We start from the raw sequence: 22,670 nt of genomic DNA on the forward strand, positions 1-22,670 counted from the left end.
CTTGCCAGGGCACTCAGGCAGGGAAGTCGGTCGATGCCGACAGCGCCTGCCACGTTTGCATTTCCTGCGTCACGTAAACGTTTTTCGCGGCAATGGCGGCGAGCGTGTCCGTGCCGAGCGGAAGGCGCAATGGCGGGTTCGACGCGTCGACCAGCGTGATCAAGGCGGCGGCCAGCTTCGTCGGATCGCCGGGCTGGTTGTGATTCATTTGCACGGCCTTGCGGCGAACGGCGCCCGAGGTTTCGTCGTAGTCGTCGATCACGTCCGGCGCGACGAGCAGCGAGGAAGCGTCCAGAAAGTCGGTGCGGAAATAGCCCGGCTCGACCACGGTCGCGTGAATGCCGAGCGGCTTCAACTCGGCATGCAACGCTTCCGTAATGCCTTCGACGGCGAACTTCGTCGACGAGTACACGCCAAATCCGGCCGCGGCGCGGTAGCCGCCGATCGATGAAATATTGATCACGTGACCCGAGCGGTTGGCGCGCATCGTCGGCAACACCGCACGCGTGACGTTCAGCAGGCCGAATACATTCGTGTCGTACATGCGGCGCACGTCCTTGTCGGCGGATTCTTCCACTGCGCCCAGCAGACCGAAGCCGGCATTGTTGACCAGCACGTCGACGCGGCCGAACTTTTCAACCGCCGCCTGCACTGCCGCCTTTGCCTGCGCCTCGTCGGTGACGTCCAGCGCGACCGGCAGCAACGCAGCCGAGTCCCCAAGACGCTCGACGATGGCCCGGACGTTACGTCCGGCGGCCACGACCGCGTTGCCGTCCGCGAGCGCCGCTTCGGCGATCAAGGCGCCGATGCCACGCGAGGCGCCAGTGATGAACCATACGCGCTTGAAACCACCTTGTTGAGCGTCAGCCATGATGTCTCTCCTACGTGTGTGATGAGGTGATGCCATGGTAGGCGCGGCGATTGACACAAACTAGCCGTATATTACTGGCGAGATAATCAACTTTTATTTGCGAATGGGGCGCTCCGGAAATGAACGAGATTCGTGCGATCACCACGTTCGTCCGTGCCGCGGCGCTCGGCAGCCTGCGTGGCGCGGCGGTCGATCAAGGCATCTCGCCGCAGGCTGCGAGCCATGCGGTGATGCAGCTGGAGAAGGAACTGGGCGTGCGGCTCTTTCACCGGACCACCCGCAAGCTGAGCCTCACGGAAGAGGGTCAACGGCTTCTCGAAAGCGTGGAGCCGGCGCTCGCCATTCTCTCGTCCGCGCTCGACGAGGCCCGGCGCTCGAAAGAAGACGTGGCCGGCATGCTGCGCGTGAGCGCGCCGCGCGCCTTCGGGCTGCCGGTCCTGTGGCCGTACTTCGAGGAATTCCAGAAGCGTTATCAGAACGTGCAACTCGAAGTGCAATTCGACGATCAGTTCACGGATCTCGTGACCGACCGCTCCGATGTGGGGTTTCGCGGCGGACCGCCGCCTGCGGGCGGCTCGATCGCGCGCCGGCTGGTGCCGATTCAGCTGATCGTGTGCGCATCGCCGGAATATATCGAGCGCAACGGCGCGCCGCAGACCATCGAAGAACTCGCGCAACATCGCTGCACCGGCTACCGGCGCGCCAATACGGGCAAGCTCGCGCAGTGGCAGTTCCGTGTCGGCGACGAGATCGTCTATCGCGACGTGCCCGCCGCCATCTGCGTGAACGACACCGAACTGGAAACGCAGGCGGTGCTTGCGGGTCTCGGCATCGGGCAGTTGGGCAGCTTCAACACCACGACGCATATCCGAAGCGGACGACTCGTTCCGTTGCTGATGCAGCACGTCACCGAATACGGCACGATTTTTATCTACTACCGGCATCGAACCGAACAGTCCCTGCGTGTGAAGACGTTCATCGACTTCATGGTCGAGCGCATGGCCGGCAACCGGGACTTTTTCCTCGATCCGTCCGAGCTTCGCGCCCGGTAGCATTCGCGCGCAAACGCGAGGGCGTGCACAATACCGCCATGCAAGCCCAAGACCTCGAACGCCTTGTCACCCTCGCCATGCCCTTCGGTAAATACAAGGGCCGGCTCATCGCCGACCTGCCGGGGCATTACCTCAACTGGTTCGCCCGCGAAGGGTTCCCGCCCGGCGAGATCGGCCGTCTGCTCGCGCTCATGCAGGAGCTGGACCATAACGGCTTGAAAGGCTTGCTCGAGCCGCTGCGCAAACGCGGCTAGCGCCAACCGGGCACGCGGCGGACAATGCTCGGGCGAATCTCTTGCGAGGCTGCCCGACATGGCCAATTTTCAGCCCGATGGATGGCATACCGTCACGCCGCGAATCGTCGTACGCGACGCGGAGGACCTGGTCGCCTTCATCAAGACGGTGTTTCAGGCGCAGGGCGCGTTCCGCGACGGCCTGCCTGCCGAAATCAGGATCGGCGATTCCGTCGTGATGGTGAGCGGCTCGGACGGCCTGCGCGAGCCGATGCCGGCATTTCTGTACGTCTACGTTCAGGACACCGATTCGACCTATCAGCGCGCGATTGCGGCAAACGCGGTCTCGCTCGAGGTTCCGGCCGACCTGCCATACGGCGACAGGCGCGCGATGGTCAGGGATCCGTGGGGAAACACCTGGCAGATCGCCACCCATCAGCGCGACCTCTCGGCTGCCGAGATCCGTTCGAGGATGGCCGGCGAAGGTTAGGCCGACATTCGGGCATTACGCGAATGGGGACTGCAGGACAATCGCATCGTCGCGCTCAGGACCGGTGGTGACCATCGCCGCGGGCACGCCGACTTCGTTCTGGATCGCTTCGATCAGCGCCGCTGCCTGTGGCGGCAGGTCGCCCCAGGAGCGGATGCCCCGGGTCGAACCGGCCCAGCCATCGAAGCGCCTGAGAACCGGCTGCAGGCGCTGCTGCTCGGCGTTCGTGGATGGCATGTAGTCGATGCGCTCCCCATCGAGCAGATAGCCCACACAGAGCTGCACCGACTCGAAGCCATCGAGCACATCGAGCTTGGTCAGCGCGAGCTGGTTGATGCCCGCGACTTTGCAGCTCTGACGCAGTTGCACGGTGTCCAGCCAGCCGCAGCGGCGCGGGCGACCCGTGTTGACCCCGTACTCGCCGCCGCGCTGCCGCAGCACGTCGCCGAGCGCGCCGTCCAGCTCCGACGTGAACGGGCCTTCGCCGACCCGCGTCGCATAGACCTTGCTGACGCCAAGCACGCGCCCCAGTTGCGACGGCGCGATGCCGGCGCCGCTGGCCGCGCCGGCGGCAACGGTGCTCGAAGACGTCACGTAGGGGTAGCTGCCCCAATCCACGTCGAGCATGACCGCCTGCGAGCCTTCGAATACCACGCGTTTGCCCGACGTATGGGCGTGGTCGAGCTGCTCCCAGACGCGGCCCACGAACGGCAGGATGCGCGGCGCCATGGCAAGCAGGCCGCTCAGCATCGGCTCGCGCGGGAATGGCGCCTGGCCCGAGCCGCGCAGCCAGGCGTTGTGGTGCTCGAGCAGAACGTCGAGCTTCTGGGCCAGCAGTTCCGGTTCGGCCAGGTCGCACACGCGCAGGCCGCGGCGCCCGACCTTGTCTTCGTATGCCGGACCAATGCCGCGCAAGGTCGTGCCGAGCGGCTTCGCGCGCATCCGTTCCTGGGCAGCGTCGAGCGCGCGATGCACCGGCAGGACCAGCGTGGCCGTCTCGGCGATCTGCAGCACCTCCGGCGTGACGCGCACGCCCAGCGCCGCCATACGGTCGATTTCCGCGAACAGCGCCTCGGGGTCGAGCGCGACGCCATTGCCGATCAGGCCCAGCTTCCCGCGCACGACGCCGCTGGGCAGCAGCGCCAGCTTGTAGGTCCGGCCGTCCACCACCAGCGTGTGCCCGGCGTTGTGGCCACCGTTGTAACGGACGACGATATCCGCCTTCTCCGCGAGCCAGTCCACGATCCGGCCCTTTCCCTCATCGCCCCACTGCGCGCCGACCACGACGACATTCGACATGCGAGATTTCCCCTGGTGAGTTAATCGAACAGATCCAGAACCGGAACTGCTGCAAAGGGGCTCAATATAGGGCTACGCCTCGGCGACGAAAAGCGATGTAAACTCACGGGACTTGTCAGGAAAAGTCACATAGGAGTTTGGGCTGATGTCGCGTCGTCTGCCGCCGTTGAACGCCCTGCGCGTATTCGAAGCCGCCGCACGCGCGGAGAGTTTTTCCATGGCGGCCGAGGAGCTTTGCGTCACGCACGGGGCCGTTAGCCGACAGGTTCGGCAACTGGAGGACTGGCTTGGACTCGACCTGTTCGAGCGTCGCGGCCGCAGGGTCGTCTTGACCGCGTCGGGGCGCGCCTACCTGGCCGAGGTATCGGCGGCGCTGGATCGCATCGCCCTGGCCACCAGTGAGCAGCTTCGGGCCACGCGCGCGCAGATCGTGAGGGTCAACGCGCCAACGACGTTCGCGTTGCGCTGGCTATTGCCGCAGCTCTCCAGCTTCCAGCTGAGCAATCCGGCGGTGGAAGTCCGGCTGACGACTTCGGATGAGCCCATCGAAAAGCTCGGCGACGAGTGCGACGTGGCGATTCGCGGCAGCGAGCAGAAGTCGGCGGGGTATGCGGTCAAGGAATTTTTATCGGAAGTCCGGCTGCCGGTGTGTTCACCCAGGGTGCTGGAGTCTCACCCGATACGCCGCGTTGCGGACCTGGCGCACCATACCCTGCTGCACACGGCGACCTATCCCGGCCTCTGGGCGGAATGGCTTGCGGCGAGCGGCCACCCAGGCCTTGCCACGCGCCATTCCCAGCAACTGGATCACTTTTACTTGACCCTGCAAGCCGCCATCGACGGTCTGGGCATCGCAATGGGTCCTACCGCACTGGTCGCGCTCGACGTCAAAGAGGGCCGTCTCGTGTTTCCGTTCGACGGCCCCGCCCTACCGGCATGGCGCTACTGCAGCTATGTCCGCGAAGCACGCCTCGACGATCCTGCGATCAACACCTTTCTCACGTGGTTGCGCGAACTCGGCCAGCGCTTTTCGCATCATGCATAGCGCTGGATCGACGCATCGCACGTTCCGCGCTCACCGGTTGACAGCCTGGATTCGATGCTTTAAAAAGTAAAGCATGAAAATTCCACGGCCAGGACAACCCGTACGCGGCTCGACCACCGGACGGCCGATCATGGTCGTGCTGGACCTGCTCGGGCGGCGTACCGCACTGCGGATCCTGTGGGAACTTCGCGGCGAGGCGCTGACGTTTCGCGCGCTCCAGGAAGCGTGCGACACCAATGCCCGCCTGCTCAATACGCGGCTCGCGGAAATGCGGGCGTCCGGTCTCGTCGAGCATGGCGACGGCGGTTACCGGATGACAGCCGAAGGCAGGAATCTTCTGGCCGCGTTGCAGCCGCTGCTGGCCTGGGCGCGTCAGTGGGCCGAGCGCGATCCAGTAGGGTTCGAAGCCGCCGATCCCGATCACGCCGACCGCGAGGCGTAATTCGCGGTCTCTCATACAAGGGATGTTGCACACCGTGAACCATCTCCGCTGGAAGATCGTGGCATTGCTCGTTGCGCCACTGACGTTCGTGATGACGCTCGACCGCACGGCCATGGCTGTCGCGGCCCCGACGATCCAGAACGAACTGGGCCTGTCGATCGTCGAGATGTCGATGATTCTCACGATCTACTTCTGGGCCTATGCAATCGGGCAGATACCAGCCGGCCGCGCTGCCGAACGCTTCGGGTCGCGCAAGGTGCTGTTCGGCACGAGCACGCTCTGGTCGCTCATGATGCTCGCCACTCCGCTGGGCACCTCGTTCGCCTGGCTCTTCGGCTGCCGGCTCGTGCTGGGCGGGGCGCAGTCGGCGGACTGGTCGAGCAGTGTCGTCGCACTCAAGCGCTGGATTCCGGCCCGCGAGCGCGCAAAAGGCAACGCCCTGCTGCTCGCGGGACTCTATCTCGGCCCGATCGTCTCGGCGCCGCTCACGGCGTGGACCATCGCGCGCTTCGGCTGGCATGCCGTTTTCTTCGGGTTCGGCGCACTGGGCCTGCTGCTCGGCGCGATCTGGTGGTTCGGCTACCGCGACACGCCGGCCGCACATCCGCTCATCACGAAGGCAGAGGTCGAGTCCATCGCAGCCGGCCAGCCACCCGAGCGCGTGGCGGCCAGGGGTGCGCTCAGGCGCTGCCTGAGGCAGTGGCGCTTCTGGGTCTTCGGTGTCCAGTACTTCCTGCTGGTGCTGATCCAGAGCTTCTATACGACGTGGCTGCCGACCTACCTCATGCGTGCGCGCGGACTCTCGCTCAAGGCGATGGGTCTGTACACATCGTTGCCCTGGGTTGCCGTGTTCGTGGCGGTATTCGTCGCGGGCGCGTTCAGCGACTGGCTGCTTCGAAAGACCGGCTCGATCTATCGGGCGCGCACGCCCGTTGCAATGACCGGATTCGTCGTGAGCGCGCTCGCATTGACGGCGGCTTCGCGCGCGGATTCGATCGCGATGGTCATCGGCTTGCTGTGCCTGTCCTTTGCCGCGGTGGGATTCGTGCAGGTGGTCGTGTGGTCGGCCACGCAGGATCTCGGGCGCGCGTTTGCCGGTGTCATGTCGGGCTGGACGAACGTGTGGGGCGCCCTCTCGAACGTCGCGGGCCCCATGACGCTGGCGTTGATCGTCAAGGTCACGCATAGCTGGGCGAGCGGCATGATCGTGATCGGCGCGGCGGCCGCCTGCGGAGCGCTGCTATGGCTGTTCGTGCACCCCGAGCGCCCCTTGCTCGGCGACGAGGCGGCTGGACCGATGCCGCCGGCAGAGACGGGCGCGGCAACAGCGTCAGCCGGGAACGCGGGGGTTTCGCGCAACGATGCGCGCGCGACCGATGCCGATGCCGGAGAGGTGTCCGAGCAGAATCGCTGAGTCAGAGCACGAGGATCATCTCGTGCCACGCCATGCCGCCGTGGTCGGATGCGGACGGCCTCACGTACTCGTAGCCAAACTTGCGGTACAGATCGACGTGCCGATCCTTGCACATCAGGTGGATGGTGGCTTTGCCCAGCGCTCGCATGCGGTCAACGAAAGTCTCCATCAGCAGCGTCGAGTAGCCTTTGCCTTGCTCGGCGGGGTCGACGACGACGGACATGATGACGACGTTTGGCGCCGCTGCGTCGTGTCCGACGAGCTCCTTGAACGCTTCGTCCGACATCACGACATCGTAGGCGCACCCCGAGTTGATGAAGCCGATGATCCGGCCGCCCCGTTCCATGACGAGGAAACCTTCGGGGTACTGGGCGATACGCGTCGCGATTTTCTCCCGCGTTGCCGCTTCGTCGCCTTCGTAGGCGGAGATCTCGATTTCGTAGCAGCGGTCAGCGTCGGCTGGCGAGGCCGCGCGAAAGTGGATGTCGTTCGTCATGGAAGGCGTCGATCAGCAAAATAGCAATCCCGGATCATAAGATCCGGGACGAATCCCTGTGCTGAATTGTCTTCAGCGCGGGCTGCACGCTATGCAGTTCATTGTTTGCCTCGCTTCGAAGGCGGCTTCAGGTCGTGCCCCTCATCGAGCGCACGAATCAACTGTTCGCGCATCCATGCATGAGCGGCGATACCCGCGTGCCGAATGTGGAAGTAGACCCTGAGGGTGTAACCGGGGCTTTCGAAGGGTGTCGGGAAAATAGCGAGGGGCGTGGCCTTGCTCAGCTGTTCGGCGGCCCGTCGCGGCAGCGTGAGCAATAGCTCGGTGTTGGCCACGATGAACGGCGCGGCCATCAGACTCGGCAACTGGACCGCGACCCGGCGACGATAGCCGCTTTTCATCAGCGCCGCGTCGATCACACTGCCCGAACTCGTCCACGGCAGCACGGCCACGTGCTTCTCATGCAGATACTGCTCGATCGACAGCGAATCCGAAACGCGCGGATGAGGCTTTCGCGCGGCGACGACATACTCATCGGTGAAACAGTCCAGTGACTCCACTCCCTCGCACGACGTGCTATCCGCATCGGCGAAACTGAGTGCGAAATGCGCCCGGCCCGCCGCGAGATCTTCCAACGAATCGCGGTGACTGGAGTACACGACGTTCACCCGCAAGTCAGGCGCAAGCGCCTGTAGCCGCGCCATCAAGCCCGGCAACAGCGCGAACGCGGTGAAGTCCGTGGCCGCAAGCGTGAACGTCTGCGTGCTCGTCGCCGGGACGAACGGACCCGCCGAGCCCAGATTGTCCGAGAGAAGGCGAAGCGCGTCGGCGACGGCCTGCGAAATCTGGTCGGCGAGCGCCGTGGGCTGCATCGCACTGCCATAACGCACGAAAAGATCGTCGCCCAGCGTGCCGCGCAGGCGCGACAGCGCGTGACTGCACGCAGACGCGCTCAGGGCGAGTTCGTCGGCCGCCGCCGCCACGCTACGGTGGCGATAGAGGGCGTCGAACACGAGCAGCAGGTTCAGATCGAGGCGTCTCAGAGCGGCGTGCATACTGTGCATATTCATTTGGGAAAAATGCAGTATGCACCTCTTCCACCCGACGTCATACCTCCTGGCCGAACGCCGGCGCATGACTCATCAGGCGAGCGGCCCCTCCTTGTCTTTCCGGCCAACCGAGACCGAAATGGCGCTGCCGACGATAAGTGCCATACCCACGAGGGACAGGGGCTGAAGCAGCTCGCCCCAGATGACGTAACCGAATAGCGCCGCCCAGACGATGCTCGTGTAGTTATACGGGGCGAGCTTCCCGACGTCCGCCTGGCGGAAAGCGACCGTCATCAAGATCTGACCTGCGGTCGCGAAAGCGCCAAGGAGTGCCATGATCAAGAGCGCCTCCACAGATGGGGTGCGCCAGTTGAACACGACAGTAAGACCGGTAACGACCGTCCCTACGAGGGTGAAAAACAGAACCGTCGTCGCCGAGTCGTCGGTAGATCGTATGCGCTTGATCTGGACGATGGAGAGCGCCCCGAAGAAAGCGCTGAGGAGAAGGAACATCGGACCGAGCCAGCTTGACTGACCGCCACCCGGGCGCACCACGAGCAGCACACCGCAGAATCCGACGAGCGCCGCGGCGACGCCACTTCCCGTCAATCGCTCTCGCAAAATCAAAGGGGCGAGCAGGATCACGATGAGCGTTTCCGAATACGCGAGTGCAACCGCTTCTCCCAATGGGACGTACGGTAAGCCGGCAAAGAAGAGTCCCGATGCGCCGAGGAGCGTCAGCGCACGCGCAGTCTGCCCTTTGATGTCGATGTTGGCGAGGCGCTCCGTTAGTGAACGGCGTCCCCGGCAGCACATCGCCACAGCGGGCACCAGACCGAAGAGCATTCGGAAGAACGTGACTTCATTGGCGGGATATTGCAGCGCGACCGTCTTCGCCAGTGCATCCACCACGGCAAAGCAAAACATCGAAGCCAGTATGGTGGCCACGCTGTTGAGCGCAAGCGATGTAGTTCGTGTTGCGCTGGAGGATGGCATGGCGATGCGCAAATGTAAGGAGTATTGGCATCATCGCATATGGCCTGCGCCGAAACGGCGAAAGTGGCCGCGGGGAGTGCCGTCATCGAGTGCGATGATCGTCGCGGGCATGCGCAGTATGCGAAAAGAATATTGCGGACCGGAGCGGGCGCCCGTAGTCGATCCGAAGCGGACGATCACCCTACCCAAGCTGTAGCGGCCGCTTCCAGGGTCCAACCACTACAGGGCGCACCTGCCGTCTTGCTTACCGCTCGCCCTCGGGAAAGAAACACCCGCCGTTGCGGACCAACGACTTCATCTCTTCGCTCACCTCCAGGGGGCTTCGATTCAATCGAGCAACGAACTCCTTCTGTCGCCGCATGTACGACTTCGAATCGTGCTTCGCGCTCCAAAGAACGATGTTGAGCAGGACGGGGATGAGATCCAGACCCTTCTCGGTCAGAGTGTAGAAGTCCTTCCGTCTATCGTCGGGGTTAGGCGCCCTCGCGAGAATTCCCTGCTCCTCAAGAAAGGCGAGGCGGGAAGCCAGGACATTGGTCGCGATGCCTTCTTCCGATTTCAGGAATTCGCCATACGTTTTCTTGCCAGTGAAAACGATGTCGCGGACGATCAGGAGCGACCACCTGTCGCCAAAGATCTCCACGCCGTAGTTCACTGCGCAATGGGACCGCACGTCTTCTTTGCACGTCGTTTTCATGACTGGATCTTAACATCGCTTGCATGATACAAGTGAATTTTCCAGGTTTACTTGTATTTTGCAAGTAACATGGCTAGCATGGGTTGTACGTTGAGTGCGGTTGCTGGATCGCACCCCACGAACAATCAACCCCATGACAGCAAGGGATTTCGAAATGAAAATTGGTTTTATCGGCGCCGGCCCTGTCGCACAGACGATCTCCAGACACGCTCTATCAGTTGGTCACCAGGTTGTACTTAGTAACTCGCGTGGGCCTGAGTCGCTCGCCGGGCTTGTGGCGGAATTGGGTTCCGGTGCCGCCGCCGGAACGGCGCAGGAGGCTGCCGAGCAGGACCTCGTCGTGCTTGCCACCAAATGGTGGAACGTGCAGGCAGCGTTGTTTTCAGTCGGCAACTGGAAGGGCCGGATCCTGGTGGATACGACCAACCGCGTTGCCAGCATTCAGCCTTTGACGCTAGGCGACACCACCGGTCGCACGTCGAGCGAGATCGTCGCCGATCTCGCGCCGGGAGCGAAGGTCGTCAAGGCGTTCAACACGGTTCCGATGTCCTGGATCTCGGACTTTTCGCCGTTGAAGCGCAAGACCGCGTTCTTCGTGTCCGGGGACGATGCGGACGCTAAAAAGCGGGTGAGCGACCTGATCGAGGAGATCGGTTTCTACAGCCTCGATCTCGGCTCCCTCGCGGCTGGCGGCAGGCTCCAGCAAACCGGCGGACCGCTCGTGGGCGTCAATCTTACGTTCAATGAACGGTTCGTCTTGCCTACGATTGACTGACCGGTTGGGGCAACGACGGTGTCGGCGTTGCCCCCGGTGAATGTCGTGTATTGGCCGAACCGCGACGATTTCTTTCCTGCCAGTCTCGCCGGTTCGCGTCGTCATGGTCGACGTGTCCTGCAAAGCAATGGTTCACCTGGAGGCCGCCACAATGCGATCTTCGTGGTTCAATGCTGGCTGCAAGCCCAGGCTACTTTCCGCTCGACCTACATGGCTCCCGAAGACGCGTTCTCGCGCCGATTGACCGCCCGTTGCAGCATCGAGCGAGACAGGAGCTTATGAAAGGGCATGATGACAAACAAGTAGGCTCGACCAAGGAGATTGTTGATTTTGACCAACGTTGAAATCATCACTTCCGATCCCTTCGGACTCGGTTGAATGCTTATCCAGATCCGAAAATCCAGATGCTTGTCGTTACCACCGACGACGACCTCTGTGCCCGTACTTGAAATAATCGGAAACACGTCAATTTTCCCCAGCCCGCGATCGCTAAAGTCAACACTTGCCCTTAGTCCGAACGGCGCCACGATTCCGTTGCGCAAGGCCATCAGACATCGGACCATGTGTGGCGGATCGGCGAACACGGCGCGCGCGGCTTGTTCGGCGTCGACGTAGGTTCGATCTGCCTGGCCGGAATAACCATCGGCGAAATCAATGTGTGTCAATCCTGACGCACGAATTGCCGCCGTCGGCGTGGGAATCAGCAAGACTTTGTTTGTCATGAGTACCCCTGTTGATATTTCCAGTGTCATAGGGGCAGGCGAAATGCGGACCGACTCAAACCTGCACAACGGCCGGCAAAGATCCCTGCGCGCCACACCGTTCACATGTAATTGCGATGCCCCAGCGACTCCAGCACACGCTCCACCACCTGATGCGGCAACCCACCTTGATCGTGCAGGTGCCGATGCACCTGCTCCGGAGCCATGCCTTGCTGCAAGTACATTCTGGCATCCTGACGGATAGCGATCATGTCGTATTCGCGGATAAGGTCCCGATCGCGGTAGACCGAAACCGTGTCACCAAGCACCAGCGACGAGGAACCGGCGGTCGACAGCGAAGGCGTCGCCTGGATCGACGGACTGCTCCCGGGACTCGGCGAGGCCTTTCTCCCCTCCAGCCATTCGTGGAAGCCGATCTCCGAGCCGGGGCATTTGTCGTTATCGTCCTGAATCGGCACGATAGGCACCCCACACATATCGGCACACGTCAGAATCATGCCGCGCAGGCAGTGCGCGGCATCGTCATTCACGAAGGACTGCCATAGCATGTTCTTGCTGGTGACCTTGATGAAGATGCCGGCGATCTTCACCCGCTCCTTGCCGGCAAAGCCCAACACCACGACTTCGTTGTGCCCGGTCGGCGAACTGAGCGCCAGGATTTGCGACGGCGACTTCAGCGGCTGCTGATACAGGCCAAGCAGCGACTCCAGGAAGGCGTCCACCTGTACCAGCCGGTGCAAAGGCGTGGGCTGCATGGCCAGCACAGCGGCGCGCGCCTGGGAGTTGGAAATCGCCAGATCACTCGGACTGGCGATACAGATATTGGTGCTCGGTGCCTGGAGGATGAAACCGAAGCTGAAGTTGCCATATAGCTTTTTGCGGTTTTCGCAGATCAGCGAGCAACTGAGCATCTCGGCTTCGATCGTGCTGGGGGCAGTCAGGTAAAGCTCGGCCGATTTCAGCGTTAGCGTGCCGTCGCTGCCCTTCTCGATGAAACGCCCCAGCTTTTTCACCGTGTACTCGTGCATTTTGAGCGTGTCCCTGGTCGGCGCGATCAACCCGGTGCTCGGACGCATGGCATGGACGAGATAGCAGAACTTGTTATCGTTGTGCTTCAGCGGTTCAGTAAAGGCCACCTTCGGCTGCCATGACTGCCGGTCGAGATTGCACTGCGCCAGCGCCAGTGCATCCAGCGTGGCGCGGCCGGTGACCAGCTCGAGCAACTGCTGGCGCACCACCGTTTCTGCCATGGTGCGCAGCTGCCCGACCCACCCGATCATCTGCGTCTGGTCATTGGGCGGCACGAACGAGCCCAGCGAGATCCACTCGACCACACGCACCAGCAGCCAGGCGCGCGCCGCCTGCACCCAGCTGCCCTGCCAGAAGTACGCGAGGTTATCGGCGCTTTTGATCAAGGCGACGATCTGCAATTGTTCCTGCTGCGACAGATCGCGCAATTTAGTTTCGATTTTCAGGCGACCGACGGGGGAAATGGCGCCAATGATGGTCAAGGCGTTGATCAGGTCCTGGTGCATGATTTGCACTCGCTCGAAAGTCGGGCCGCGTATGCCCGGTGAAGGAAACACACAGCAAAACAAACCACGCGCGCCACCCACCGCAGGTTATGGCGTCCAGTCCAACTCGACCATGCATTCTCCCACGCTCGGGCCGACGTCGCAGCCTCGGAAGCGCACATCATGCAACAGGCATAAGCCGGCCCGATCGAAGCCTGGTCAACGCCCATTCTCGGGCTTGAGGATGACACGCAGACGATACTTCGTCTGCATGGCTAACCATGCGTGACGACATAAAGTACTATTTCCGCGGCAGCGGAGCGTCGTTTTGCCAATGGATGATTCTCCGCGTTCGACGTTCTCGCGTCGTGAACAGGAACCGCGTGTCGAAAGACAGGAGAATTGTGAATGGAGTCGATTCCGGCAATCGCGCCGGCCCAAACCGCGCTTCTCGTCATGCACTATCAGACCGACATTCTCGGGCTCTTTCCTTCGGTCGCGCCGGCCTTGCTTGCCAATACGCGCAAGCTCTGCGACGCGGCGCGGACCAAAGGCGTCAGCGTTTATTTCGCCAACCTCCGCTTCAGTCCGGGCTATCCGGAAGTCAGCCCATTGAACAAGAACGGGCAAGGAATCAAGCAACTCGGTCGCTTCGTCGACGACCAGACCTCGCCGGAGCTGGGCCAGCGGGCTGGCGAACCGGTCATCGTTGCCCACCGGGCCAGTGTGTTCTTCGGCACCGATTTGCAGGCGCGACTGCTCGCACACGGTATCGATTCGCTGATCATGGTCGGCATTGCATCGACCGGTGTTGTGCTGTCGTCGGTCGCGTATGCAAGCGACGCGGACTTCCGCCTGTACACGGTCAAGGACTGCTGCTACGACCCGGATCCGGTGGTACATGAACACCTGTTCTCCACCGCATTCGATTCGCGCACCACGGTACTCTCGCTCGCGGACGCCTTGCTGCTGCTCGCCTAGACGATCCCTGCCTTCTCTCCCCCAAACTCCGCGAAGCAATCAAAAAGCCCCTCTCGATTCGGGAGAGGGGCTTTCGCGTAACGTGTGATGCGTTAGTGCGAAGTGCTGCGAGACCGCGCAAGACAGTCCGTCAACGCAGTGTCTTACTGACCGAAGTAAACCGGCTTCAAACCGGTAATGGCCGCCGCTGGCGCGCCGGACGCTGACGATCCGCTGACCATCCCGCCGTAACTGCTCCCGCCGTTCTGCGCGGCCACACGTGCTTCGGCAGCCTGGATATCAGCTGGATAGCTTGCATTGTCGCCGTCACCGACGTGGTAGCCAGCCTGTTCGAGCTGAACGAGCTCGGCGCGAACCTGTTCAGTCGTCACGGGGCCGTTCGACTGTGCGAACGAGAGAACCGGAGCAGCCGCGATAGTAAGGATAACGACAGTTTGAGCAAGGTATTTCATGATGAGCTACCTCCAACGATTGCCACGTACGGTTCGACAAGCCTTCTTGTATGCAACCGGCGTCAACGACCCATCGATGCAGTGAAGCAGGGTGCGTTCAAGCGAGCTGGCCGCACAACTCCGCTGATTTCCTCCTGTAACGAACAAGGTCATGCTCAAAGCGAACCCCCTGCCTTGATCACGACTGGATTGAACATATGCAAACGATCCGCGCTCGAGGGAGGCGACGGCGAGCGTCGCGCAGGCTCGCATCGCCATGCGCTTGCTGTTGTACGGCTTCGGCAAACGCACCGGCGGCAGAGTGCTCGGTGTTGGGTAGATACGACTGTAAGCGCCGGCCCCATGTGCATGAAACAGGCGCCCGTCCTAAAAGAGCCTAGGGGATTGCCTTATTCAGCGGGCAGGCTCAGCCCTATTGGTTCTCGATCCACTGAATTGCGAAGCGCGTCAGTTCCTTGCCGCTGCGGATGCTCAGCTTTTCCTTGATATTGGCCTGGTGCGCTTCGATGGTCTTCACGCTCCGGCTCAGCTTCTCTGCGATATCGCGGGTGCTGAAGCCGAGTCCGATCAGGTGCAGAACTTCGAATTCCCTTTCTGAAAGGTTCGCAATTTGGCCCTCGGGCCTTTTGTGTGGAACGGCAATTGCCCGCGCGAGCTTCTCGTGCATGGCGGCGCTCATGTAGATATTGCCCGCCAGCACTTCGCGGATGGCGCTCACGACATGCTCCGTGGCCTCGAGTTTCATCAGATACCCGTTTGCCCCGGAGCGCAGTGCGCGTTCGGCAAACAAGCTTTCGTCATGCATGCTGAGGACAAGGATTGCCAGATCCGGATAGCGGTGCCGCAGCGTCTTGACCAGTTCGAGGCCGGAGTCCGTCTGCAGACTGATGTCCACAATGGCCATGTCGGGCAGACACTCCATTGCCGCGAGCGCTTCTTCGGCGCTGCCCGCTGCACAGCAGACGTGCAGATCCTCTTGCAGATTGAGCAAGAGCGTCATCCCGTCCCGGATGATGGGGTGATCATCCACGATCAGGATTTGAGTCGCACGGCCTGGGCTAGCGCACTTCCTCTGCATGGCCAGTACCCTCCGGTAGCGGATAGCTAATGGCGACGGTGGTGCCGCCCAAGCCATTGCGGGTCACGGTGCAGGAGCCACCCAGAAGGCTCGCCCGGTGACGCAGGTTGTGCAGTCCAAGACCCGCGGCACGCTCCATTTCTTCCGGTCCGATGCCTACCCCGTCGTCACTGATCGAAAGCGTCTGCAGACCGCCCGCCCGCTCGAGGTCGATCCAGATGCGGTGGCCATGACAATATTTCAGCGCGTTGTTGACGGCTTCCTGTGCGGCTCGGTACAGGTTGATCTGCAGCAGCGGGTCCAGCAAGTCCACATCCGGCGCGATCCGCAGCTTGCAATCCACGCCGTTGAGCGCGCCTGCCGTCTCAGCCAGCGCATGCAGTGCGTCCGCAAGTCCACCGTATTCCATCGCGACCGGATCGAGGCCATGGGCAATCCTGCGGGTCATCAGGGACGCCTGCTTCACCAGGCCGACGACGATAGCGGCGTCGGCGGCGGCCGGGTGGCCCTGGGTCTGCAGTTTCTGATTCAAGGCCGCGCAATACAGTCCCAGGCTGGTCAGGTGTTGCCCAAGTCCGTCGTGCAGTTCCTGGCCGATGAGTCTCTGCTGCTGATCGCCGATCCGGATCAATTCCCCTTCCAGCAAACGGCGTCGCTCCATCTCCTCTGTTAGCTCGTTGTTTGCCTTCTCCAGGTCTTCGGTGCGCTCCTCGACGCGTCGCTCCAGTTCGATGTGGGCCGCCTGCAGCAGGTCATGGGCGCCCCGTTCCTGGGCGCGTGCCGCCGCCAGCAACAGTCCCGTCGCCGCCACGACGTTCGCGAAGGCGCACCACCTCACGAGGCTGTCCACAGCAGATTCGGCAGCAAACGGCCCCGTGCCGTGGGTCGTGCCCCAGATAGCCACGACCGAGACCATCAGCGTCACGATGCTGGCGCCCAGGCGATCGAAGCGCAGCGCCGCCCAGATAACGAATGGAAAAATCGCGAGCGCTGCAGGGTAGTAGCCGTGCCCGGCAAGTTGCGGGGCACCGAAGATGAGGTAGCTCACCCAAAAGGTCGCAGCAATCATTCCACACGCTTCCATGATCCGCCGTGCGGACCGGAGAGGGTTCGAATACGTGAGGAAGCTGCACAGGGCCGGCGCCACGACGAGGACCCCCATCATGTCGCCGAGCCACCATTTCAGAAAGGCTGCGGGGTACCCGGCGGCAGGCACGAGTCCCCCTCCCAGCAGGGCGGTCGTGCCGACCAGCGCACTGACTGCCGTACTCGTCACCGCAGCGAGGGCGATGAAGGCCAGCACATCGTTGATGCGCGCGAGGGTGATCTGGAATCGTGTCGCGCGGTTGAGCAATAGCGCCGCCGTCAACGGTCCGGCCATGGAGCCGATGCCTATCGCCGCGGCCACGGCTGCAGGCACGCCGCCCGACACGTTGGCGAGGAAGGACCCAACGGCAATCCCCGGGGCGACTTCGATGCCGAGTGCGAGCAGCGCAACGAGAGCGATGCCGCTGGAAGGCCATACGAGAGAGATTGCACCGCCCACTACCGCATACGAAAGGCCCAGCTTTGCACCGGCGAAATACGCCAGGGCAACCATTCCGGTGTACAGGAAGAGGCCGAATCTGGAAGTGTCCCGAATGGTAGCCATTTTCGCTTCCAATCCAGAAGCCGGAGTGCGAATACGCTACGTGCTCCCTGGGGGTGAACGCGGAGGGAGCCGCCCGTCAGTCCGGGAGTCACTCGGCGCTTGTTCTCGACCTGACCTCATGATTGTGGTGGCACCCACCGCGTTAATCAAACACTACACAGCACTCCTTATGCGTGAAGTGCTTCACGTTACGGCCGCATTCCGACGACGGTCGCCAACGCCGCAGCCGTCGAACCGCTTACGTCCTCATGTCGTAGCGCCTTTCAACAACGTCAGGTTATCCGCTCGTTGATGCTTGCCCGAATGAAGTCGCTTGAACGGCTCTTGTCAGATCGATTCGAATCCCGCCAAAAAAAACGCCGGGCTAAGAAGCCCGGCGCGGAGTTCGCAGGAGAGGCAACAGGGCCCGGCACTCCCACGACGTGTAGGGCGCCATTGTCGATGCGCTTCGCCCTGCACGCCGTGATCAAAGTCAAAGTCCGTGGCGCCCGCCTCGCGCGCCAGCAAACCCACGCTTGAACTCAGCCGTCGCGGAAGATGAAGCTGTACGCGCTCAACGCCGGCACACCGCCCAGATGTGCGTACAGCACCTTCGACCCCGGCTCGAATTCGCCGCGGCGCACTTTGTCGATCATGCCGTGCATCGACTTGCCCTCGTACACGGGATCGGTCAGCACGCCTTCCAGGCGCGCGCACAGGCGAATCGCCTCCAGCGTGCCTTCGTTCGGCAACCCGTACTCCGGGCCGCCGTAACGCGTGTCGAGAATCACGTCCTTTTCGCTGATATCGCGGCTGAGATCGACGAGCCCGGCGGTATGACGCGCAATGCGCGTGATTTGCGCGTGCGTCTTCTCCGGCGTCGCCGAAGCGTCGATGCCGATCACGCGGTCCGCCCGGCCATCCGCCGCAAAGCCGACCACCATGCCCGCCTGCGTGCTGCCCGTCACCGAGCACACGACGATGTAGTCGAACTTGAAGCCCAGTTGCGCCTCCTGCGCCCGCACTTCCTCGGCAAAGCCCACGAAACCGAGGCCGCCGAGCGGATGCTCCGAGCAGCCCGCCGGTATCGCATACGGTTTGCCGCCCGCCGCACGCACGCTCTCGAGCGCTTCCTCCCAACTCGGTCGAATGCCGATGTCGAAGCCGTCTGGCACGAGCCGCACGTCCGCGCCCATCATGCGCGACATCTGGATGTTGCCGACGCGGTCGTAGACGGCATCGGAGTAGTTGACCCAGTTCTCCTGAACCAGCACGCACTTCATGCCGAGATGCGCGGCGACGGCTGCAACCTGACGCGTCTGGTTCGACTGGATGCCGCCAATCGAGACCAGCGTGTCGCAACCCTGCGCGAGCGCGTCGGGAATCAGGTACTCGAGCTTGCGCGTCTTGTTGCCACCGAACGCGAGCCCGCTGTTGCAGTCCTCGCGCTTCGCGTAGAGCTCGACCTTGCCGCCCAGATGCTGGCTCAGGCGCTTGAGCGGCTGGATGGGCGTGGGTCCGAACGTAAGTGGATAACGGGAGAAACGCTGGAGGTTCATCGAATATCTCCGGGAGGTCGGCTCATGCGGGGCGTGGTCAACGGTCGGTACGCGCCTGATACGCGCAATCCGATGGAGAAATGTTAGGCGCGTTGCCGCGAAATGAGCTTGCTAAAAAAATATCGACGACCTACGTTTAAAGCATTCGCGCTGACTTCTGAACACTTTTAATTTGTAAAACGGCTTAAGGACGCAATGAAATTAACCAGACGCTCTCCCGCTACACCGCATGAGCCACCCGCATTGGATCGCATCGATCGCGCGATCCTCCGGCATTTGCAGCAGGACGCATCGATTTCCAACGTCAGCCTCGCGGCCAAAGTGAAGCTCAGCGCGCCCGCGTGCCTGCGGCGTGTGGAACGGCTCAAGGAGTTGGGGCTGATACGCGGAATCGTCGCGCTGCTCGATCCGAAGGCGCTCGGCGCAGGCATGCTCGTCGTGATCGGCTTCGTGCTCGACCGCTCGACACCCGAAGCGTTCGCCGCATTCGAGAAAGCGGCCCAGAAGGTTTCAGGCTGCGTGGAGTGCCACGTCGTGACCGGCGAATTCGATTACTTCATGCTGGTGCGCACGCGCGACAACGAAAGCTTCAACCAGCTGCATGCAGAGCAGTTGTTGTATTTGCCGGGCGTGCGGCAGGTCCGCAGCTTCATGGTGCTCAAGGAGATTCTGTCGACGCATGCGTTGCCGCTGTGAACGGTGCGCGCGCGAAGGCGATCCATTGAAAATGGCTGCGTGAATTTCGATGCGGCGTGGGGAAGTGAATCAGGATGATGAAGCAACGTGCCCGAAGGCCGCGCGTTCTGTTGGTGGAGGTAAGCGGGATCGAACCGCTGACCTCTTGCATGCCATGCAAGCGCTCTCCCAGCTGAGCTATACCCCCGTACAGAACGACTTCCGCGCCAGTGGGATGACGCAGAATCGAGCAATGTCGGCTAATGGACCTGCTCGAAGAGCGGCGATTATATACGCGGCGCACACAACCTCGCAAGCACTCTCGCGCTCGCCATGAACTATACTGGAGTCCTTAAGATTGCCCGCAAAAGCAAAAAGCCGGCTCATGAGCCGGCTCTCTTGCGCCATTCGCAGCACAAGCGCGCGAATGCAATTCGTTCCAGTATCACCACGCAGTTTCAGCGCAAGATTCTGAATTCAATTTTGGTGCCGACGGCGAGACTCGAACTCGCACAGCTTTCGCCACTACCCCCTCAAGATAGCGTGTCTACCAATTTCACCACGTCGGCAATCCAATACGACCCGGGACTCGTTAGATCCCGTTCACTCTCGCCTCGTGGGCTCGAAGGGTCGCCATTGTATCGACTCGTCGCGCATTTTTGAAGGCCCTGTGTGAAGATTTTTTGAAGCCTCGCGCCGACGCTTAAAACTCCAGCGTTGAAGTCAATTCGAGCGTGCGTCCGAGTCCCACGCCCAGCTGATTCGACCCCGCCGCGCTCCAGTAGCGCCGGTTGGCCGCGTTCTCCAGATTCGCCTGCACCGAAACGCGTTTGCCGTACACGCGCGTCGCGTAACGCACGCCCGCGGTCAACAGCGTATAACCGCCGATCTGCGCCTGGTTCGCGTTGTTCACCTGGCGCGGCCCCACGTAGTAGATGCCACCATTCACCGAAAGACCCGCGAGCACCGGCACGCGATATTCGGCAAACAGGCTCGCCGTGACGTGGGGCGTATTCTCCGGCGTCTTGCCGACGAGCGTCGGGTCGGAAGAATCGATCTGCTTCGCGTCGAGATAAACGGCCGATGCCGTGAGCGAAACGTCCTTCGTCACATCGCCCTGCACCGAAAACTCCACGCCGCGATAACGCGCGTTGCCGTCCATCACATAGACGTTGTCGGCATTCGTTTCGGCGCTGGCCTGTTTGAGGTTGAAGAGCGCAAGCGATACGAGCGTATTCCCGGCGAGGCGCGTGCGCACGCCCACTTCCTGCTGACGGCTCACCGCCGCGGGCAGGATCTGGTTCGCGTTGACGGCCGTGGCCGGCGCGCTGCCCGCCGATTCGAGCGCCTCGACGTAGCTCGCGTAGACGCTCGTCTGCGGTGTGATGCGGTAAGTGATGCTGCCCGACGGCGACGTGTGGTTGATATCGGAACTCGGTGTACCGGCCTGCGAGGTCATGTACTCCGAGCGGCGCACGCCGGCCACGATTTGCAGGCGCGGGGTGATGTCGATCTGGTCGAACAGATAGATGCCGCTGTTGCGCACGTGCTGCGCGTAGAACTGCCGCGCGCTGCCGCTTTGCTTGAGCGTCGTGATGTCGATGGGATCGTAGAGGTTTTGCGCCGCCGTATACGTGTACGTCGTGAAGTCCGGCTGAAACAGCCAGTTCTGCACGACACCGGTCGTGACCGTATGCGTGAACGGTCCGGTCTTGAAGTCGCCGTTCACTTCGAGGCGCACGTTCTTGTTCTCGTACATCTGCCCATATTGCTGGCTGCCCTGCAGCGTGCCCGCGCCGGTCGCGACGTTGTACTTCTGGAACACCCAGGCCCAGCGGTCGCGCCGCGTGATCGACTGGCCGAGCGAGAGCATCGCGCTCCAGTGGTCGTTGAACGCATAGTCGGCGCGCACGAGCTGCGACGTGGCACTCGCCGTGGTCGGCCTGTTGTTCGGCACGAGCAGCTTCGAGGGGTCGGGCATGGCGGGCAGCGTGATCTTGCCGCTCACGGCAGTAAGCGGCGCAATCCCCGCCTGTTCGACGATGCGCGTTTCGATGTGCTCGAGATCGTATTGCAGCTTGAGCTTGTCGTTCACGCGCCAGTCGAGCGCGGCGCTCACGAACTTGCGGTAGCCGCGATTCCCGTCAATGGGCGTTTCGACGTGCTCGTCCATCGCGTTCACGCGGATGCCGAACTGGTCGCTCGGGCCGAAGCGGCGCGCGATGTCGGCGGCGACGCCGATCGAACCGTTCGAGTCGCCGAGCACCGAAATGCTCGTGACAGGCTCGCTGCCCGCGCGCTTCATCACCATGTTGACGATGCCCGCCGGCGCACCGAAGCCGTAGTACAGCGCGGACGCCCCCTTGAGCACTTCCACGCGCTCCTTGTTCTCCATCGGCATCCAGATGTTGTTGTCGATGGGAAGCAGGCCGTCGAGGTAGAAGCTCGAGCGATTGTCGAGCGGGATGCCGCGCACCGAGAGGTTGTCGTACGCGAGTCCGTTGAGCTGCTGGCGCGTCACGCCCGCGACGTTGCGCAGCGCGTCGTAGAGGCCGGTGTCGCCTTGGGCGTCCATGACCGAGCGCGTAACGACGTTCACCGTGGCCGGCACATCGAGCGCATCCATGCCGCGGTATTGACCCGTCTCGACGGTTTGCGGCGCGTAGCCCTGAGTCTTGCTGCCCGTGATCTTGACGGGCGCGAGCTGGGTGGATTCGTCGGCCGCTGCGGTTGGGTTTGGCGCTGCGCTCGCCGCGTCGGCGTCTGCCGCGTGTGCCGCGTGTGCGATGCCGGCGATGCCCGCTGCCAGCGTGGAGTGGATGATCGCGTGGGCGCAGATCCTGCGCCATTGTTGCGTGCGCGTTTGCGACATGCGTGTGTGCGACGTGCGCGTTTGCGACATGCGCGTTTGCGACATGCGCGTGTGCGACGTGCGCGTTTGCGACATGCGTGTGTGCGACGTGCGCTTCCCCGAAGCCATGCTTTCCCTTCTTCTTTGCGTTCAACGAGCGCTGTCCGGGCCGCACTGCCATCCGGCCCCGATCAGCGAAAGAGCGAGATGATAATGCGAATTATTCTTATTTCAAAAGATGGGCTCACTGCCTGTCGGGGAAATGCAACAGCGATGTATGACTGGTGTAAGCGGATCATGGCCTGTGCCACCGTCCGCTTCACGGCGTAAGATGCACCTCTTATCGCCC

At 62.4% G+C, this 22,670-nt stretch carries 23 protein-coding genes and 2 tRNA genes; 10 read left to right on the plus strand and 15 right to left on the minus strand.

The features are described from left to right. Positions 1 to 13 precede the first annotated feature (13 nt). Complete coding sequence (locus tag AB4Y35_RS19745) at positions 14 to 871, minus strand: oxidoreductase (RefSeq protein ID WP_368705568.1); 858 nt, start codon at positions 869 to 871, stop codon at positions 14 to 16. Between the two features lie 119 nt (positions 872 to 990). On the opposite strand from AB4Y35_RS19745, the gene AB4Y35_RS19750 reads away from it, so the two are divergent. Genes AB4Y35_RS19750 through AB4Y35_RS19760 form a run of 3 tightly spaced genes read left to right on the plus strand, consistent with a single transcriptional unit; the run spans position 991 to position 2,646 of the window. Next, complete coding sequence (locus AB4Y35_RS19750; protein ID WP_368705569.1) at positions 991 to 1,923, plus strand: LysR family transcriptional regulator; 933 nt, start codon at positions 991 to 993, stop codon at positions 1,921 to 1,923. Between the two features lie 38 nt (positions 1,924 to 1,961). Further along, a complete protein-coding gene (locus tag AB4Y35_RS19755) occupies positions 1,962 to 2,177 on the plus strand; it encodes a DUF3820 family protein (protein ID WP_028208077.1) in 216 nt (71 codons plus the stop codon). Positions 2,178 to 2,235: 58 nt separating this feature from the next. Next, positions 2,236 to 2,646, plus strand: coding sequence for a VOC family protein (locus tag AB4Y35_RS19760; protein ID WP_368705570.1), 411 nt, complete (start codon positions 2,236 to 2,238; stop codon positions 2,644 to 2,646). A 15-nt stretch (positions 2,647 to 2,661) separates the two neighbouring features. Here AB4Y35_RS19760 and AB4Y35_RS19765 read toward each other — a convergent pair whose 3' ends face one another. Further along, positions 2,662 to 3,945, minus strand: a complete 1,284-nt coding sequence (locus AB4Y35_RS19765; RefSeq protein ID WP_368705571.1) for an adenylosuccinate synthase — start codon at positions 3,943 to 3,945, stop codon at positions 2,662 to 2,664. A 145-nt stretch (positions 3,946 to 4,090) separates the two neighbouring features. Between AB4Y35_RS19765 and gcvA the strand changes: the two genes are divergently transcribed. From gcvA to AB4Y35_RS19780, 3 genes are all read left to right on the plus strand, one after another. Further along, positions 4,091 to 4,990, plus strand: a complete 900-nt coding sequence (gcvA, locus tag AB4Y35_RS19770; protein ID WP_368705572.1) for a transcriptional regulator GcvA — start codon at positions 4,091 to 4,093, stop codon at positions 4,988 to 4,990. A gap of 130 nt (positions 4,991 to 5,120) precedes the next feature. Continuing rightward, positions 5,121 to 5,432, plus strand: coding sequence for a winged helix-turn-helix transcriptional regulator (locus AB4Y35_RS19775; protein ID WP_342919801.1), 312 nt, complete (start codon positions 5,121 to 5,123; stop codon positions 5,430 to 5,432). Positions 5,433 to 5,466: 34 nt separating this feature from the next. Further along, complete coding sequence (locus AB4Y35_RS19780; protein ID WP_368705573.1) at positions 5,467 to 6,846, plus strand: MFS transporter; 1,380 nt, start codon at positions 5,467 to 5,469, stop codon at positions 6,844 to 6,846. 1 nt (position 6,847) lies between these two features. Here AB4Y35_RS19780 and AB4Y35_RS19785 read toward each other — a convergent pair whose 3' ends face one another. From AB4Y35_RS19785 to AB4Y35_RS19800, 4 genes are all read right to left on the minus strand, one after another. After that, complete coding sequence (locus AB4Y35_RS19785) at positions 6,848 to 7,342, minus strand: GNAT family N-acetyltransferase (RefSeq protein ID WP_368705574.1); 495 nt, start codon at positions 7,340 to 7,342, stop codon at positions 6,848 to 6,850. A 98-nt stretch (positions 7,343 to 7,440) separates the two neighbouring features. After that, positions 7,441 to 8,478: a LysR family transcriptional regulator gene (locus AB4Y35_RS19790; RefSeq protein WP_368705575.1), complete on the minus strand. Its 1,038-nt coding sequence runs from the start codon at positions 8,476 to 8,478 to the stop codon at positions 7,441 to 7,443. Positions 8,479 to 8,484: 6 nt separating this feature from the next. Then, a complete protein-coding gene (locus tag AB4Y35_RS19795) occupies positions 8,485 to 9,387 on the minus strand; it encodes a DMT family transporter (RefSeq protein WP_368705576.1) in 903 nt (300 codons plus the stop codon). A 244-nt stretch (positions 9,388 to 9,631) separates the two neighbouring features. Continuing rightward, positions 9,632 to 10,084, minus strand: a complete 453-nt coding sequence (locus tag AB4Y35_RS19800) for a winged helix-turn-helix transcriptional regulator (RefSeq protein WP_368705577.1) — start codon at positions 10,082 to 10,084, stop codon at positions 9,632 to 9,634. 154 nt (positions 10,085 to 10,238) lie between these two features. On the opposite strand from AB4Y35_RS19800, the gene AB4Y35_RS19805 reads away from it, so the two are divergent. Next, positions 10,239 to 10,859: an NADPH-dependent F420 reductase gene (locus AB4Y35_RS19805; RefSeq protein ID WP_368705578.1), complete on the plus strand. Its 621-nt coding sequence runs from the start codon at positions 10,239 to 10,241 to the stop codon at positions 10,857 to 10,859. 206 nt (positions 10,860 to 11,065) lie between these two features. On the opposite strand, the gene AB4Y35_RS19810 is transcribed toward AB4Y35_RS19805, so the two are convergent. After that, on the minus strand, positions 11,066 to 11,581 hold the full coding sequence (locus AB4Y35_RS19810) for a DUF2867 domain-containing protein (RefSeq protein ID WP_368705579.1): 516 nt from the start codon (positions 11,579 to 11,581) through the stop codon (positions 11,066 to 11,068). Between the two features lie 101 nt (positions 11,582 to 11,682). Continuing rightward, entirely contained in the window at positions 11,683 to 13,116 is a 1,434-nt protein-coding gene (locus tag AB4Y35_RS19815; RefSeq protein WP_368705580.1) for a hypothetical protein, read from the minus strand. A 387-nt stretch (positions 13,117 to 13,503) separates the two neighbouring features. On the opposite strand from AB4Y35_RS19815, the gene AB4Y35_RS19820 reads away from it, so the two are divergent. Beyond that, the gene (locus AB4Y35_RS19820; RefSeq protein ID WP_368705581.1) at positions 13,504 to 14,076 is read left to right on the plus strand and encodes an isochorismatase family cysteine hydrolase; all 573 of its coding nucleotides are present in this window, start codon (positions 13,504 to 13,506) and stop codon (positions 14,074 to 14,076) included. Positions 14,077 to 14,219: 143 nt separating this feature from the next. On the opposite strand, the gene AB4Y35_RS19825 is transcribed toward AB4Y35_RS19820, so the two are convergent. The 4 genes from AB4Y35_RS19825 to AB4Y35_RS19840 all read right to left on the minus strand — a co-directional run bounded on the left by AB4Y35_RS19825 (position 14,220) and on the right by AB4Y35_RS19840 (position 18,795). After that, complete coding sequence (locus AB4Y35_RS19825; RefSeq protein ID WP_368696233.1) at positions 14,220 to 14,528, minus strand: DUF4148 domain-containing protein; 309 nt, start codon at positions 14,526 to 14,528, stop codon at positions 14,220 to 14,222. Between the two features lie 412 nt (positions 14,529 to 14,940). Beyond that, complete coding sequence (locus tag AB4Y35_RS19830) at positions 14,941 to 15,558, minus strand: response regulator (RefSeq protein WP_368705582.1); 618 nt, start codon at positions 15,556 to 15,558, stop codon at positions 14,941 to 14,943. Positions 15,559 to 15,586: 28 nt separating this feature from the next. Continuing rightward, positions 15,587 to 17,257 (minus strand): MASE1 domain-containing protein, encoded by a 1,671-nt coding sequence (locus AB4Y35_RS19835; protein WP_368705583.1) that lies wholly within the window; start codon positions 17,255 to 17,257, stop codon positions 15,587 to 15,589. 521 nt (positions 17,258 to 17,778) lie between these two features. Continuing rightward, positions 17,779 to 18,795 (minus strand): 1-aminocyclopropane-1-carboxylate deaminase, encoded by a 1,017-nt coding sequence (locus AB4Y35_RS19840; RefSeq protein WP_368705584.1) that lies wholly within the window; start codon positions 18,793 to 18,795, stop codon positions 17,779 to 17,781. A gap of 195 nt (positions 18,796 to 18,990) precedes the next feature. Here AB4Y35_RS19840 and AB4Y35_RS19845 point away from each other — a divergent pair, with 195 nt between their 5' ends. After that, on the plus strand, positions 18,991 to 19,491 hold the full coding sequence (locus AB4Y35_RS19845) for an Lrp/AsnC family transcriptional regulator (protein WP_368696230.1): 501 nt from the start codon (positions 18,991 to 18,993) through the stop codon (positions 19,489 to 19,491). 111 nt (positions 19,492 to 19,602) lie between these two features. Here the strand turns inward: AB4Y35_RS19845 and AB4Y35_RS19850 are convergent. The 3 genes from AB4Y35_RS19850 to AB4Y35_RS19860 all read right to left on the minus strand — a co-directional run bounded on the left by AB4Y35_RS19850 (position 19,603) and on the right by AB4Y35_RS19860 (position 22,450). After that, a tRNA-Ala gene (locus AB4Y35_RS19850) sits at positions 19,603 to 19,678 on the minus strand. A 276-nt stretch (positions 19,679 to 19,954) separates the two neighbouring features. Next, positions 19,955 to 20,039 (minus strand) — tRNA-Leu (locus AB4Y35_RS19855). 134 nt (positions 20,040 to 20,173) lie between these two features. After that, positions 20,174 to 22,450, minus strand: a complete 2,277-nt coding sequence (locus AB4Y35_RS19860; RefSeq protein ID WP_368705585.1) for a TonB-dependent siderophore receptor — start codon at positions 22,448 to 22,450, stop codon at positions 20,174 to 20,176. Here AB4Y35_RS19860 and AB4Y35_RS19865 point away from each other — a divergent pair. Further along, the gene (locus AB4Y35_RS19865; RefSeq protein WP_368705586.1) at positions 22,349 to 22,651 is read left to right on the plus strand and encodes a pentapeptide repeat-containing protein; all 303 of its coding nucleotides are present in this window, start codon (positions 22,349 to 22,351) and stop codon (positions 22,649 to 22,651) included. The two genes, AB4Y35_RS19860 and AB4Y35_RS19865, sit on opposite strands and share 102 nt — an antisense overlap. Positions 22,652 to 22,670 lie beyond the last annotated feature (19 nt).

Origin of the sequence: Paraburkholderia sp. EG286A, from assembly GCF_040965375.1 — a bacterium.
In the GTDB taxonomy this organism is placed as follows: domain Bacteria; phylum Pseudomonadota; class Gammaproteobacteria; order Burkholderiales; family Burkholderiaceae; genus Paraburkholderia.

What these genes read in the sequence shown, in the direction of transcription:
- AB4Y35_RS19835 (WP_368705583.1), bottom strand. Translation starts at nt 17,257, where the DNA reads ATGGCTACCATTCGGGACACTTCCAGATTCGGCCTCTTCCTGTACACC.
- AB4Y35_RS19820 (WP_368705581.1), top strand. Translation starts at nt 13,504, where the DNA reads ATGGAGTCGATTCCGGCAATCGCGCCGGCCCAAACCGCGCTTCTCGTC.
- AB4Y35_RS19755 (WP_028208077.1), top strand. Translation starts at nt 1,962, where the DNA reads ATGCAAGCCCAAGACCTCGAACGCCTTGTCACCCTCGCCATGCCCTTC.
- AB4Y35_RS19775 (WP_342919801.1), top strand. Translation starts at nt 5,121, where the DNA reads ATGGTCGTGCTGGACCTGCTCGGGCGGCGTACCGCACTGCGGATCCTG.
- AB4Y35_RS19765 (WP_368705571.1), bottom strand. Translation starts at nt 3,945, where the DNA reads ATGTCGAATGTCGTCGTGGTCGGCGCGCAGTGGGGCGATGAGGGAAAG.
- AB4Y35_RS19815 (WP_368705580.1), bottom strand. Translation starts at nt 13,116, where the DNA reads ATGCACCAGGACCTGATCAACGCCTTGACCATCATTGGCGCCATTTCC.
- AB4Y35_RS19760 (WP_368705570.1), top strand. Translation starts at nt 2,236, where the DNA reads ATGGCCAATTTTCAGCCCGATGGATGGCATACCGTCACGCCGCGAATC.
- AB4Y35_RS19805 (WP_368705578.1), top strand. Translation starts at nt 10,239, where the DNA reads ATGAAAATTGGTTTTATCGGCGCCGGCCCTGTCGCACAGACGATCTCC.
- AB4Y35_RS19810 (WP_368705579.1), bottom strand. Translation starts at nt 11,581, where the DNA reads ATGACAAACAAAGTCTTGCTGATTCCCACGCCGACGGCGGCAATTCGT.
- AB4Y35_RS19750 (WP_368705569.1), top strand. Translation starts at nt 991, where the DNA reads ATGAACGAGATTCGTGCGATCACCACGTTCGTCCGTGCCGCGGCGCTC.
- gcvA (WP_368705572.1), top strand. Translation starts at nt 4,091, where the DNA reads ATGTCGCGTCGTCTGCCGCCGTTGAACGCCCTGCGCGTATTCGAAGCC.
- AB4Y35_RS19745 (WP_368705568.1), bottom strand. Translation starts at nt 871, where the DNA reads ATGGCTGACGCTCAACAAGGTGGTTTCAAGCGCGTATGGTTCATCACT.
- AB4Y35_RS19840 (WP_368705584.1), bottom strand. Translation starts at nt 18,795, where the DNA reads ATGAACCTCCAGCGTTTCTCCCGTTATCCACTTACGTTCGGACCCACG.
- AB4Y35_RS19795 (WP_368705576.1), bottom strand. Translation starts at nt 9,387, where the DNA reads ATGCCATCCTCCAGCGCAACACGAACTACATCGCTTGCGCTCAACAGC.
- AB4Y35_RS19860 (WP_368705585.1), bottom strand. Translation starts at nt 22,450, where the DNA reads ATGGCTTCGGGGAAGCGCACGTCGCACACACGCATGTCGCAAACGCGC.
- AB4Y35_RS19800 (WP_368705577.1), bottom strand. Translation starts at nt 10,084, where the DNA reads ATGAAAACGACGTGCAAAGAAGACGTGCGGTCCCATTGCGCAGTGAAC.
- AB4Y35_RS19785 (WP_368705574.1), bottom strand. Translation starts at nt 7,342, where the DNA reads ATGACGAACGACATCCACTTTCGCGCGGCCTCGCCAGCCGACGCTGAC.
- AB4Y35_RS19845 (WP_368696230.1), top strand. Translation starts at nt 18,991, where the DNA reads ATGAAATTAACCAGACGCTCTCCCGCTACACCGCATGAGCCACCCGCA.
- AB4Y35_RS19790 (WP_368705575.1), bottom strand. Translation starts at nt 8,478, where the DNA reads ATGCGCCGGCGTTCGGCCAGGAGGTATGACGTCGGGTGGAAGAGGTGC.
- AB4Y35_RS19825 (WP_368696233.1), bottom strand. Translation starts at nt 14,528, where the DNA reads ATGAAATACCTTGCTCAAACTGTCGTTATCCTTACTATCGCGGCTGCT.